Annotated in this window: 9 protein-coding genes; 3 read left to right on the forward strand and 6 right to left on the reverse strand. The window is 37.8% G+C overall.

Annotated elements, in window-relative coordinates:
• Positions 1-15 precede the first annotated feature (15 nt).
• The 6 genes from LC457_RS09560 to LC457_RS09585 form a co-directional block, all read right to left on the reverse strand.
• Positions 16-1,269, reverse strand: coding sequence for a glycoside hydrolase family 105 protein (locus LC457_RS09560; RefSeq protein WP_223599638.1), 1,254 nt, complete (start codon positions 1,267-1,269; stop codon positions 16-18).
• Positions 1,270-1,280: 11 nt separating this feature from the next.
• Positions 1,281-2,276, reverse strand: coding sequence for a DUF4861 family protein (locus tag LC457_RS09565; RefSeq protein WP_223599639.1), 996 nt, complete (start codon positions 2,274-2,276; stop codon positions 1,281-1,283).
• A 49-nt stretch (positions 2,277-2,325) separates the two neighbouring features.
• Complete coding sequence (locus LC457_RS09570) at positions 2,326-3,741, reverse strand: polysaccharide lyase family 1 protein (RefSeq protein ID WP_223599640.1); 1,416 nt, start codon at positions 3,739-3,741, stop codon at positions 2,326-2,328.
• Positions 3,742-3,770: 29 nt separating this feature from the next.
• Positions 3,771-4,793 carry a pectinesterase family protein gene (locus tag LC457_RS09575; protein WP_223599641.1) on the reverse strand — a complete coding sequence of 341 codons (1,023 nt, stop codon included), beginning with the start codon at positions 4,791-4,793 and terminating at the stop codon, positions 3,771-3,773.
• A gap of 82 nt (positions 4,794-4,875) precedes the next feature.
• The gene (locus LC457_RS09580; RefSeq protein WP_223599642.1) at positions 4,876-6,711 is read right to left on the reverse strand and encodes a RagB/SusD family nutrient uptake outer membrane protein; all 1,836 of its coding nucleotides are present in this window, start codon (positions 6,709-6,711) and stop codon (positions 4,876-4,878) included.
• A 10-nt stretch (positions 6,712-6,721) separates the two neighbouring features.
• On the reverse strand, positions 6,722-9,739 hold the full coding sequence (locus LC457_RS09585) for a TonB-dependent receptor (protein ID WP_223599643.1): 3,018 nt from the start codon (positions 9,737-9,739) through the stop codon (positions 6,722-6,724).
• Positions 9,740-10,618: 879 nt separating this feature from the next.
• Between LC457_RS09585 and kduI the strand changes: the two genes are divergently transcribed.
• Genes kduI through uxaC form a run of 3 tightly spaced genes read left to right on the forward strand, consistent with a single transcriptional unit; the run spans position 10,619 to position 13,661 of the window.
• Positions 10,619-11,455 carry a 5-dehydro-4-deoxy-D-glucuronate isomerase gene (kduI, locus tag LC457_RS09590; RefSeq protein ID WP_223599644.1) on the forward strand — a complete coding sequence of 279 codons (837 nt, stop codon included), beginning with the start codon at positions 10,619-10,621 and terminating at the stop codon, positions 11,453-11,455.
• Positions 11,456-11,463: 8 nt separating this feature from the next.
• The gene (locus tag LC457_RS09595) at positions 11,464-12,246 is read left to right on the forward strand and encodes a gluconate 5-dehydrogenase (RefSeq protein ID WP_223599645.1); all 783 of its coding nucleotides are present in this window, start codon (positions 11,464-11,466) and stop codon (positions 12,244-12,246) included.
• A 17-nt stretch (positions 12,247-12,263) separates the two neighbouring features.
• Complete coding sequence (gene uxaC / locus LC457_RS09600; RefSeq protein WP_223599646.1) at positions 12,264-13,661, forward strand: glucuronate isomerase; 1,398 nt, start codon at positions 12,264-12,266, stop codon at positions 13,659-13,661.
• Positions 13,662-13,668: the final 7 nt, after the last annotated feature.

Below are 13,668 nucleotides of genomic sequence, written 5' to 3' on the forward strand. Positions count from 1 at the left end.
TTTCCTAATCTTTTTTTACTTTTCAAATTCTAAACTTGCCAGGATAAAAGGGCCTGTTCCTTTCGGATCATTGGAGCGTACTTCTTCATTCACATAATATTCATAAGAACCGCTTCTGTAAGGTGTTCCGCCCAAGCCTGCCACGGCACAGCATTTATTTAAGCTGACAACACCGTTTTCATCTACTGTTATCAGGTTTTTGATAATGCCATCGTATCCTTTTTTCGCATATGTTTTATATGATTTGGGCAGATACCCTTTGTTGACAGACTTTATCATGGTGTACACAAACATAGATGAACCTGTTGCTTCCAGATAGTTTCCTTTTTCTCCTCCTTTATCCAATACCTGGTACCAAAGTCCTGTCCTGGAATCCTGAACTTTGATAACAGCATCACAGTAAGATTTCAGATAGGTAAGTAATTTTACTCTTCCCGGATGGTTTTGAGGCAGATAATCCAGTACATCTACGATAGCCATTCCGTACCAGCCCATTGCTCTTGACCAGAAATTTGGTGAAAGTCCGGTTTCTTTATTTGCCCATTGCTGTTCTCTACTTTCATCCCAGACATGATAGAGCAGTCCCGTTTTTTTATCTAAAAGATGTTTCTGAATCAGTACAAACTGATTAATGATATCATTGTAAGCTTTTTCAGCTTCTTCTCCTTTTGAAAAATCATGGGTATAATGGGCATAAAATGGCTCTCCCATGTATAATCCGTCCAGCCACATCTGGTTAGGATAAATTTTCTTGTGCCAGAAACCGCCTTCTGAAGTTCTTGGCTGTCCGTCAATTTGAGTGCGCAGGGTTTGCAGGGCTTTTAAGTATTTGTTTTTTTTCTCCTGCTGATAGAGGTAAAGAAGTACATTTCCGCAATTCAGCATATCAATATTGTATTTTGAAAGATCGTAAGAAACAATACTTCCGTTTTCTTTCACCATGGTATCACCAAAGGTTGTGATATACCTGTAATATTCTTTGTTTCCCGTTTTTTCAAACAATCTTTCAGCACCTTCCAGAACGATGGCTGTAGGATAGCTCCATTTGGGAGCTTTGTTATAATCCAGCATCCATGCCTGAGGAAAGCGTTGTATTTCAGAAAGAAGCATTCTTTCCGACCATGGAAGTTTGGCTGAAATTTTTCCGTTTACTTTTGATTGTATTTCGGATGAAGAATTTTGCAGTGGCTTTTGTGCACAGGAAAAAAAGAAGCCTGAGCATACTGCTGCCAATGCATAGATTGTAATAGAATTATTAATAAAGTTCATAATTTTAAACTTTAAAGTTGTTGAGTTTTATCCAGAATATCCAGTTTTTTATCTAAATCCTGATAGAAAGCGTCTTCAGTGGTTAAGCCGTTGGGTTCCTGTGACCAGGCTCCTAAAAAGTAATAGGAGATATTCTTTGTTTTTTTGAAAATGATCGTATGGGTAGATTTTGTCTTTACATATTGATCTAGGCTTTCAATAGGATAGAAGACTGCCATTCCCAGATTGTCTTCTTTTTTGGCTAAAGTTTGCTGCCCATAAGTCGCAATATAGCCCCATTTTTTATTTTTACTGATTCCCTGTTTCAAAGGAATGTCTTTAAAAGCAACGATTCCCGTACACAAACCTGAAAGGCTATTGCTTAGGGTAAGGTCTACTTTTACGAAACGGTCTTTGGGTAAAATCGTCAGTTTTGACTGCAGATCTACCGGATTACCCCAGGTTTTCCATCCTTTGTAATTGATAATGGCATAAGACTGTTCTTTTTCATTGACTACTTTTGCGGTGGTATTTTTTACGATTTTAAAAGTTTCAACATAATCGTTCTGTTCATCATATCTTCCATAAGACCCGATTCCGATGGTACGGCCGGACTTCAGAATATCCTGTCCCCACGGCGCATCATGATGATAGGATTCAAAACCATCCTGACCGACTTCCGGTAATACCAGAGTGTTTACTTTTTTACCAAAAATATCTGTAGCATTTCTCCAGTCCAGATAGAGCCTGTAGCCAATCTGATTGTTTTCCAGACCAATTCCTTCATATCTGATATACGAGGAGTGATCCGTATGGGCTTCCGGCAGGGTAAGTTCCTGAATGTTTTTAAAAGTTCCGCCGATGTATTGATTGCCTTCCCATTTGCCACCTTCTTTTACAGAAAGTTCAGCGTAGGAAAATGGTGCTTTAGGGTTTTTCTTACTGTTTTCAATCACAGAAGTCTGTGCTGAAAGAGTTGAACTGATAAAAGCTCCCGCAATACATATTGTAAATAAGCTGAATTTCATACTTTTTCTTATTAGTTTACCGATTTGTAACAAAGAGTTTTCATGGTTATTAACGTTGTTCATCGGTTATTTTACTGACGATATTGTTGAAATAAACCTCAATATTGTCATAATTTTTATCCAGATCTCTACCATTGGCATTGACAGATTTTGGGTCTAAATGATGTTTGATTTCCCACTCATCAGGCATTCCATCATTATCTGAATCGGGGAGTGGTTTTTCCTGTCTCAAATTTGGAAATCCACCAACATCCTCCTGAGAGTCGATGATTCCATTTGTGCTTCCTTTTGATCCTTTATAAGTAAAGTTTCCGGTTTTGATATCTTTTATAATATGTAGATCAACAGCGTCACGTACCAGACTTGCTCCTCCATATTGTAAAGTTTTTTCATAGGCTTCCTGGGCGGTATGGGTGATGGTATTATTTTTAATATCGTGAGGCTGATTAATCCTGATGGAATTTTTATCTTTTTCCGTTAGGTTATACGAGGATTTCATCTGATTAAAAACACCTTCTTTCCAATTGTCTTTGGTGGTTTCAGGATTTCCCTCCATGACATTTCCATGGATATAGTATTTTCCCCAGGTATTGTAGACTTCCGTTTTCGGATTTTCATTTTTATCTATGGCAGCAATCCGTTGTCTGGTGATGGTTGCAGGTCCGGGTTTGTAATAATTATTGATGATATTGACGTTCATTCCTTCACCGCCGTATATGCTGTTGTGCCCCCAATTATACATCACATTATTTCTGAAATCAGTAAGGTCGGTGAGAGCAAATTTACTTCCTGCATATTCTCCCAATCGTGGATTCCTACTATCGTGATGAGCATATATATTGTGATGAAATGATGCCAGTTTACCTCCGGCAATTCCGCCGTAACCATGGGCTCCTTTCTGATGGAAGCTGTTTCTGAGGCTTTCCGCAATAATACACCACTGCAAGGTTGTATTTTCGTTGGCGTAAATGGAAACAGTTTCGTCTGTGGACCAGCTCATAGAGCAATGATCTACTATCAGATTTTTGATGAATCTTGCACCCAAAGTATCGCCTTCAAATTTTTTCTGATCTCCCATTCTGAATCTCAGATAGCGGATAATAACGTTGTCAGCCGCTACAAATGTTTCGTAATTGGCAACGGTAATGCCGTCTCCGGGAGCGGTTTGTCCGGCAATGGTGACATTACCTTCTTTTATTTTTAAAGGAGATTCAAGATAGATGGTTCCGCTGGTTTTAAAAACGATATATCTTGGCCCTTTCTGGTTCAGGGCATATCTTAATGTTCCTTCAGAATGATTGTCTTTCAGATTGGTAACAAAATATACTTTTCCGCCACGACCTCCTGTTGTGAATCTTCCAAAACCTTCAGCACCCGGAAAGCTCAATACTTCCTGTGCATTGATCAGCGGGGAAATACTGCATAAAATTCCGGTGGCGAATAGTCTGATGAAACTCTTTGTCATGATTGAAAAATTCTCTTTGAAGGGTTGAATTATTTTAAACTCTTTTTCACATTCCAGTTATCCTTGCCTTTCAGGATATTGTCTGTCGTATATTTTTTTCTTTCCTGTTGGGTTAACTGATGTGACCATGAAACTCTCTGCATGACATTTGCTCCCGGCCCTTTTGAGTAGCTTTCTGCGTAAAATGTTGTCTTTTCAGCATCAGGTTTGCTCCAGTTGTGCCATCCTTCAGATTTTATTGTGGAATTGAGTTCACAATCGATATAAACAGTTTTAGCAAATGGCCTCCACGGTCTTCCCAGATACACCGAATGTTCCTTTGCATTACCAATAATTTTAGAATTAATAAACGCAAAACCAAACTCATTTTCCTGTGGAGTAGAAGCTGCGGTAACATAACTTGCCGTTTCTTTGGAATAAATGATACAGTTTTCAAAAACAGCGGTTCCTGCACCGAAAATATAATCAGTAGTACCTTCTATATAACAGTTTTTAAAATAATTTCTTGATGGTTTTGTCTTATCCTGAAGATCCTGAACTCCTTTCAGATATAAAGTATCCTGATTTCCTAAAAACCTGCAGTTTTCAAAAGCGATCCTGTCACCTGAAGTCAATACTGCAACGGCCTGTCCAACTTTCCCTGAACTGTTTTCAAATGAAATATTTTTAGCACTAAAATCATTGGAGTAAATAAATAGAGTAGATGAGCCTGTAGTTCCGATTTCTTTTCCGTCTGCATTTTTTTTAGAAGCAAAATCATCATAAGTAATGATTGTTTTTTCAGAATTTTCACCTTCCAGAAAAAGAGGGCCTTTCGATTCAGGAATAACAATTTTTTCTTTATAAATTCCAGCTTTAATAATAATTTTTGTCCTCAGATAAGAATGGTTTTCAACTGCATCTATCGCTTGCTGAACGGTTGTAAAGTCACCTTTTCCGTCTTTCGAAACCACGAGGGTTTTCTCCCTGGTCCGGAAAGAAAGAAGGCTGAATACAGCAATCAAAAAAGCAGAAAACAGCGTACAGTTTTTAAAAAGGATGGAATATCTCATAAAGCAATTTTGGTTTAAAATACAGGCTGTGTTCTTCAAGAGATCAGCCTGTATTTTTGATATGAATGTAAACTTAAACTGTCTAGTATCCGTAATCCTGAGTAAGATTATAATTTGAATTGATTACGTCCAGGGCTATAGGAAGAAGTTCCTTTTTATTAGGCTGGAAATAATAAGCATAGCTTTTCACAGGATCTCCGTTGATGTAAGGCTGTGTCATGGCAAGTCTCCAGTTGATTTTTGTATATCCTGAAGGCGTGGCAACACTTTGGTTAGGATTGTAGAAAACATCGGCTTTGTTGATTCCGTTGACATAAATATCCATGTCCAGTACATTTTGCTGTGCTGTTTTTGTAGGAACATAATTGACAACGGTTGATGCCGGTTTTTTATAAAAAATATATTCAGGAACGTTGGCATAAGCTCCGGTACCATTCATGAAATCTGTTAATTTCTGTCTGGTTTCATTGATTTTTGTTTCCAGAAGGTTCCAACGGATCAGATCATATTTTCTTAATCCCTCGCCTCCGAATTCCAGCAGTCTTTCCTGTACAATATACTGGAAAAACTGATTTTTGGAAGTTGGGATCGTTCCCACCTGGCCTGGATTTCCGGCATAAGCTCTTTGTCTGACAGCCATTACGGCATCTATAGCTTCCTGAGAAGGCGCACTGTGAAGTTGGTTATCTGCCTCTGCAAACATTAATAAAATATCTGCATATCTCAAAAGTGGCCAGTCAATTCCTAAATTCTGGGAAGTTCCTGTGATGCTTGTCCATGATTTTCTGAATTTTCCATCATTCCAGTTGATAGAAGTCTGAAGATCTTCCTGTTTGCTTGTGCTTACTCTAAAAATAGCAATATTAACATCTCTTCTCAAATCATTTTTACCGAATTCATAGAAATAAGTAGGAATAGCACTGATTCCTCCTGCTGATTTCCAGTCTGAATCATCATGTCTTAACCCATTATAATATCCGATTTTAGAATCTGTTCGTGAGTTTCCTCCAAACGCTCCGACAGCGAAAATAATTTCATTCGTTGTATCCGGACTGTTGGTGTGCAGTGATCTGAAAAGACCTTCATAGCTTGGATTTAGCTTATGCTGCCCGGAATTGATGATTTCTTTACACTCATCATAAGCGATCTGGTAATATTTCTGAGGATTGGTGCCTTGTACCATTAATTGGGGACTTCTTCTCAGAGAATATCCTGCTCTTGCCAGGGCGATTCTTGCTCTTAATCCTTTTACTGCAGCTTTTGAAAGTCTTTGTGCTGTAGTTCCTCCTTCAGATTTCCACGGAACTAAGGCTGAAGCTTTAGCAAGATCTTCCAGTATCTGATCATAAATGATGTCACGATCTGTTTTAGGTAAATATACCGAAGGAAGATCAGCTGAAGGTTTGTCCTGAAATGGAACATCTCCCCAGTTTTTAATAAGATCAAAGTAGAACATTGCTCTTAATGTCAAAGCTTCCCCGAGATAACGGTCCATCAGTTTTTTATCAGCTGCGGATCCGGTTTGATACACCGGAGAAAGTGGAATGTTTTTAATAACAAGATTGGCTCTTTCGATACCTGCGTAAGTATCCAGGAAAGGTCTTAATAATTCTGTATTGGTAGGAACTGCTCCAAAACAGCTGACTCCTCTTCTGTCATTGGCATTGTAATCTCCTGATGTCCTGAAGTCGTCTCCTGACTGAGAGAGAATAAGGTTCATTCTCTGTCCATAGGTATTGTCACCCATAGCACTGTTATAAACTCCCACAAGAGCAGCAAAAGTATCCGGCGCTGAGTCAAACTGCTGTTTTTCTGCGGTGTTGGAAAGGTTTTCTACCTCTAAATATTCGCTGCATGAATTCAGGGTCACCACAAAGGCAAGAGATAAAAAAAGGCTTGAAAATTTATTTTTGTTCATAGCGTTCGTTTTAGAAAGTGATATCTACTCCTGATAAGATAAATCGGCTTCTTGGATAAGCTGAATAATCAACTCCAGGAGTTAATGGATTTCTTCTTGTATTGGCTTCCGGATCGAATCCCGAATAGCCGGTAATTGTAAATAAATTATTCACGGTGGCATACAGTCTCAGGTTTTTCACTCCGATGGCTTCCAGAGATCCTTTTGGCAGACTATATCCTATGGTAAGGTTATTCAGTCTTAAGAATGAACCGTCTTCAATGGCATACGAATGCAGGAAGTACGCTCCTGCAGGTGGAGTCCACATCGTTGTATTGGCATTCAGGGCTGCAAGGGCGGTTGGGTCGGTTACTTTATTTCCCGCATTGTCAAACCATCTCCAACGGTCTGCCACTTCAGCCAGCATATTGTTATCTTTATACAGATATTGAGTTGTATATTCTACTTTGTTGGCATTATACACCTTATTTCCTATTGAAAAATTGAAAAGAAGGCTCATATCCCAGTTCTTATATCGGAAGGTCTGGGTAAAACCACCGTAGAATTTAGGCTGAGCGCTACCAAGATCAGTCATATCTTTGCTGTCAATGACACCGTCGCCATTAAGATCCTGAAGTTTAAGATCTCCCGGCTGTATAGCTTTGGCACCGTTGGCTACTGCAGCAGAATTTGGAATTCCTGTTTTTAGCGTATAAATTTGAGTGGCTGAGTCATAATTAAAATCACTCACTTCATATCTTCCGGCCGTTACATATCCCCAATAAGTTCCTACCGGTTTGCCTACCTGTACCAGGAAGTCAAATAAGTTATTCTGCCATCCGGAAGGGTAGTAGTAAGAATTTGAACTTGCTGAGGCGTTGTTTCCTAAGCTTTTGATCGTATTTCTGTTGGATGAGATATTGGCATCAATCTTCCATGAAAAATTTTCTTTACTGATGATGGTACTTCCCATTGATAATTCGATCCCTTTATTTTCACTGCTTCCTGAATTTTGATATTGAAATTCATATCCGGAGGTCTGTGGTATTTTAGCCAGTAATAAAAGGTCCTTTGTATGAGTCTTATAGACATCAAGGGTACCATAAAGTCTTCCCTTGAATAAACCAAAGTCTATCCCCGCATTATAAGAAGTTGCCGTTTCCCATTTCACGTTAGGATTTGCCATGATATTTCCTGTTGTGGCACCAGGTGTAACACTGGTTCCAAAAGCATATCCATAATCTGAAGAAGAGGTGAAGAAGGTATCATATAAAAAGGCTCCGATTCTGTTGTTTCCCGATTTTCCGTATCCTAAACGAAGCTTCAGTTCATTGACAAAATTGCTCTGTTTTAAGAAATTTTCTTCTTTGATCTTCCATGCTAAAGATGCCGCTGGGAAATATCCCCACTGGTTAGGGCCTGGTTTGAAAACACTTGAGCCGTCAGCTCTCATGGATACCGTTGCGATATATTTATTATTATAGATGTAATTTACTCTTCCAAAGAAAGAAGCCAGGCGGTCTACTTCTCTTGCAGTTTTAGGAGCATCCTGAATCATTCCTGAGGGAGGAGAAGCCAGCTGTGAATTGGCAAATGCTTCCTGTGCTGAAGAAGATTTCGGGAACCATTTGATATTAATAGATGTCGATTCTCCGTCTGTTCTTACCGTTTCCTGACCTGCTAGCAAATCCAGCTTATGATTTCCAAAGGTTCTTCTATAATTCAGGGTATTGGTATTGGTAATTCTTCTGGTTTGAGCGTTGCTTAAAAATACTACAGGCTGATCATTATTTTGTCTTGCAAGGTTGGTTACCGGACCGGAAAACTGGTTGACAACCTGATCTCTCTGTACATATCCGATTACACTTCGGAAAGTGAAGTCTTTACTGATTTTATAATCAAGCGTTGCATTAAGCAATAAATCGTTTCTTCCGCTTTCTTTTACTTCATCATTGGCCAATAGAATTGGATTGACAAGATTGGTCTGATCTGCGAATAACGGATCAAATTCATCAACATCTACCGTAGAACCTCCTTCAAAAGGCTGATATCTTATAGCATTTCTCAATCTGTTGGTCGTTTGCGAACCGGAAGCGGAAGTTCCCGCACCATAAATCATTTGGCGGCTGTAACGGGCATTAAGACCAATGCTCAGTTTTTTTGAAATATCATAATCATATCTGAAGTTGGCCATATTTCTTTTAAATCCGGAACCAATCATAATTCCGTCTTCTTCAACATTATTCAGAGTTAAAGAGAATGCCGAATTTTCATTTCCTCCGGATAGAGATACATTATGGGTAAAGTTGAAGGCTTCTCTTCCGAAAAGTTTATCCTGCCAGTTTACATTCTTGACAGATTTATATTTATCCAGCTGATCAAATGTTCCGTAGCGGTTGTTAAAAGTTTCAATATCTTTCAGGTCTCCATTCTTATAATATTGTTCATACTGATAGAGTACATACTCATAAGGATCCAGAACATTAAGCTTGTTCTGAATACTTCTTACTCCTACAAAACCATTATAATTGATTGTTGTTTTCCCCTTTTTACGGCCTCCTTTTGTCGTGATCAGAACAACACCATTGGCTCCTCTTGAACCGAATATAGAGGTTGATGAAGCATCTTTTAATACCTCTATTGATTCTATTTCCTTTGGCGATAAGATCGTCAGGGCATTATCCATCTGCACCCCATCTACAATATAGAGCGGGGCATTACTTTGAGTGATGGAGTTTCCGCCGCGGATGACAATATCCACATCAGCTCCGGGAGATCCCTCACTCAGGGAAACCTGCACTCCGGCCAGTCTTCCCTGGATAGCTTCAGCAGCATTGGTAGACGGCATATCTTTAAGCGCTTCGCCTTTCACCGAAGAAACAGCGTTGGTAACATCTTTTTTAGAAACCTTTGTATATCCCACTAAAACCACATCATCCAGTTTGGTTTCTTTATCTTTTTTTGTTTCTTTTTCTTGAGCCATTGCAAGGACAGGAAGCAGAAAAACAGTTAAATATAACCACTTTATTGATTGTACTCTTTTATCCATTTTGTATCCTTATAGTTTTAATTCTTGGTTGAAAGTTTTTTCAATCGTTCTTGTTTAGGACTGTTAAGTATTATTCTGCGGACTTTAGTGGTCATGAAGCTTTTTAATATTTTATTACGCTTTAGTGCAATCGATTGCGTAATTTTTTATAAAACATTATTCTGGCTCCTAAACTAATATTATTTTTCAATATGCAAAGAAAAAAATGTTATTTTTTTATTAATTTGATGGTTTAAATAAAAATATTCTATCCAACTATAGAGATTTTTTATTGTGTAACATATTGTAAATGAAGTTAATATTGGTTTTTACTAAATGTTGTACAATTAGGTGGAAATTTTTCATTTTTTTAATGCTTAAGATTTAGAAAACTTAAAAATAACTTAATATTCATATGTTTTTTGCATCCCATAAATCCCTGAATTATTATCTTGGAATTAAATTTTGTAATATTTTCTGATTTTTGTCATATTTTTTTATGGTATTTTGAATCTCTATTTTGTTGTTTTTAATAATATATCATAATATATATAGTATGTTTTATAAAAGTGTTTAATTTTTATTAATTTTACATATTGTAAATACCTTTTTATTTTGGCATGATTTTATATTTTTGAAGGTTCCTGGTTCTGTTTTTGGTTAATTTTTTTTAAATGAAAAGTTTTTATTTCAATAAAAATTAGCGTAATTTCCAATTATATGTGTCTGAAAATCAGATTATTTAAAATTTAAATTAATTTTTTGTTAACTAATTGAAGAATAATTCTATATTTATCCCACAAGTATTTCTGCCAATTTTAGTGTAATTTTATGCAATCGATTACATTTAATTTAACTGGTTTGAGAAAACCGCAAAAAAAGAAAAGTAAAAATAGGAGTATGATACAGTCAGAATTTCGCTACGCCCATCATCCGGAAGATGTTAAAAATTATACCACAGAAGATCTTAGGAGGGAGTTTCTGATCAATGATTTATTCAATGAGGATAAGATAAAATTAGTCTATTCTATGTATGACAGACTTATTGTAGGAGGGATAATGCCTTCTTCCAAAGCTTTGAAGCTGGAACCTACAGATGATCTTAAAGCTGAAAATTTTCTTGACAGAAGAGAGTTGGGAATCATCAACGTAGGTGGTGCCGGAAAAGTAACGGTAGATGGAACGGTATACAACCTTAGGAATAAAGAAGCTTTATACGTGGGAAAAGGAGCTAAAGAAGTCTTTTTTGAAAAAGATGGTGAAGAGCAAACCTATTTCTACATCAATTCAGCGCCGGCACATCATTCATATCCCACAAAGAAAATCACGAAAAATGAAGCGGAAATTGTGGTATTGGGTGAAGAAAAGTACGCCAACAAACGTACAATCAATAAACTGATTGTGAATTCTGTAGTTGAAACATGTCAGCTTCAGATGGGAATGACGGAACTGCACCCCGGAAGTGTATGGAATACAATGCCCGCCCATACCCATGCCAGAAGAATGGAAGCGTATTTTTATTTTGATCTGGAAGAAGGGCAGACGGTAAGTCATTTTATGGGACAGCCTCATGAAACCCGTCATCTGTTTATGATCAACAGACAAGCTGTACTGTCTCCGGAATGGTCTATTCATTCAGGAGTAGGAACAACTCATTATACTTTTATCTGGGGTATGGCCGGAGAAAATATGGACTACGGTGATATGGACGGTATCAAAACAAACGAACTAAAGTAATTTTTCTAATGAATTTATTTGATTTATCCGGTAAAGTAGCTGTTGTAACAGGTGGTACTCACGGATTAGGAATGGCAATGGCAGAAGGGCTGGCTGCTGCTGGTGCTGAACTGGCAATTACCAGCACAACGCCATCAAAATTAGAGGAAGCTTTGAATTACTACCACAAAAAAGGGTATAAAGCAACCGGATATATTTTTGATGTAACCGATGAACTGGAAGCAGCTCAGAAAGTAGCTTTGATGGAAGCTACCCATGGAAAAATAGACATCCTTGTCAACAATGCAGGAATCATCAGGCGTATTCCAGCTATTGATATGGAGGTGGACGACTTTAGAAAAGTAATCGATGTGGATCTTACCGGACCTTTTATCATGTCGAAATTAATCGGGAAATATATGATTAAAAGAAAATCCGGGAAAATTATCAATATCTGCTCGATGATGAGTGAGCTGGGACGTGATAATGTAGTGGCATATGCTTCTGCAAAAGGAGGTCTTAAAATGCTTACTAAAAACCTGGCAACAGAATGGGCAAAACATAATATTCAGGTGAACGGAATCGGACCAGGATATTTTGCAACTTCTCAGACAGAGCCCATCCGTGTGGATGGAAATCCTTTCAATGATTTTATCATCAGCAGAACTCCGGAAGGAAGATGGGGAAATCCGGAAGACCTTGCAGGAACAGCTATTTTCCTTGCTTCTGATGCAAGCAGATTCATCAACGGGCAGATTATTTACGTTGACGGAGGAATTCTCGCCACCATTGGAAAACCTGCTAATGAATAACTACAGATTAGACTAGAATGAAACCTTTTATAACAGATCAATTTTTATTACAAAATAAATACGCTGAAGAACTTTACTTCAGATTTGCAGAAAAACAACCTATTATTGATTATCATAATCATCTGATCCCTAAAGATATTGCAGAAGACACTGTTTTTGAAAATATCTCTAAAGTATGGATTGCCGGTGACCATTACAAATGGAGAGCCATGCGTACCATGGGAGTGAACGAAAAATTCATCACGGGCGATTCTACTGACAAAGAGAAATTTGAAGCATGGGCAAAAACGGTCCCTTATACATTGAGAAATCCATTATATCACTGGACTCATCTGGAATTAAAGAGATATTTCGGAATTGATGAATTATTAAGTGAAGATAACGCATCGGAGATCTATGAGAATATCACCGCTCAGCTTCAGACACCGCAAAAATCAACCAGAGGTTTGTTGAAAATGATGAATGTAGAATCTTTATGTACCACAGAAGATCCTACAGATATTTTAAATTACCATCAGGACCTTGCGAAAAGCGATTTTAGCATCAAGGTAAGCACGGCATTCCGTCCGGATAAAGCAATTTTGATTGAAAATCACAATTTTGCAGATTATATGGTAAAGCTGGGAGCATCGGCAGGTATTGAGATTACTTCCTACCAGACTTTATGTGATGCTTTGCTTAAAAGAATTGAATATTTTCATGAAAATGGCTGCAGATTGTGTGACCACGGTTTAAACAATATTTCTTTTGAAGAAGCTTCAGAAGCGGAAGTGAATGCTATTTTTAATGATAAACTGGCAGGAAAAGTGATTGCCGAAAAGCAGGTTAATCAATTTAAAACAGCAATTTTATTATTCCTTGGTGAGGCTTATCATAAATACGGATGGGTACAGCAGTTCCACCTGGGAGCTTTGAGAAATAACAACGAAAGAATGCATAGGATTCTTGGACCGGACACCGGTTGGGATTCTATTGGAGATTTTGTTCAGGCAGAAACGTTATCTAAATTCTTAAATACTTTAGACGGAAAGGATCAGCTGACAAAAACCATTTTATATAATCTGAATCCTGCTGATAATGAGATTTTCGCTACGATGATCGGAAATTTCAATGATGGAAGCATCAAAGGGAAAGTACAATTCGGCTCAGGATGGTGGTTCCTCGACCAGAAAGACGGGATGATCAAACAGATGAATGCCCTTTCCAATATGGGATTAATCAGCTGCTTCGTAGGAATGCTGACAGATTCCAGGAGTTTTCTTTCTTATCCAAGACATGAATATTTCAGAAGGGTATTGTGTAATCTTTTCGGAGAAGAAATGAAGAATGGTGAACTGCCGGATGATATTGAACTGATTGGGAAAACCATTTCAGATATCTGTTATCATAATGCGAAAAACTATTTTGATTTTTAATTGAGTA

The organism is Chryseobacterium sp. GVT01B (assembly GCF_019970045.1).
GTDB lineage: Bacteria > Bacteroidota > Bacteroidia > Flavobacteriales > Weeksellaceae > Chryseobacterium.

Coding starts and splice junctions, on each gene's coding strand:
- LC457_RS09560 (WP_223599638.1), bottom strand. CDS start 1,269: ATGAACTTTATTAATAATTCTATTACAATCTATGCATTGGCAGCAGTA.
- LC457_RS09565 (WP_223599639.1), bottom strand. CDS start 2,276: ATGAAATTCAGCTTATTTACAATATGTATTGCGGGAGCTTTTATCAGT.
- LC457_RS09570 (WP_223599640.1), bottom strand. CDS start 3,741: ATGACAAAGAGTTTCATCAGACTATTCGCCACCGGAATTTTATGCAGT.
- LC457_RS09575 (WP_223599641.1), bottom strand. CDS start 4,793: ATGAGATATTCCATCCTTTTTAAAAACTGTACGCTGTTTTCTGCTTTT.
- LC457_RS09580 (WP_223599642.1), bottom strand. CDS start 6,711: ATGAACAAAAATAAATTTTCAAGCCTTTTTTTATCTCTTGCCTTTGTG.
- LC457_RS09585 (WP_223599643.1), bottom strand. CDS start 9,739: ATGGATAAAAGAGTACAATCAATAAAGTGGTTATATTTAACTGTTTTT.
- kduI (WP_223599644.1), top strand. CDS start 10,619: ATGATACAGTCAGAATTTCGCTACGCCCATCATCCGGAAGATGTTAAA.
- LC457_RS09595 (WP_223599645.1), top strand. CDS start 11,464: ATGAATTTATTTGATTTATCCGGTAAAGTAGCTGTTGTAACAGGTGGT.
- uxaC (WP_223599646.1), top strand. CDS start 12,264: ATGAAACCTTTTATAACAGATCAATTTTTATTACAAAATAAATACGCT.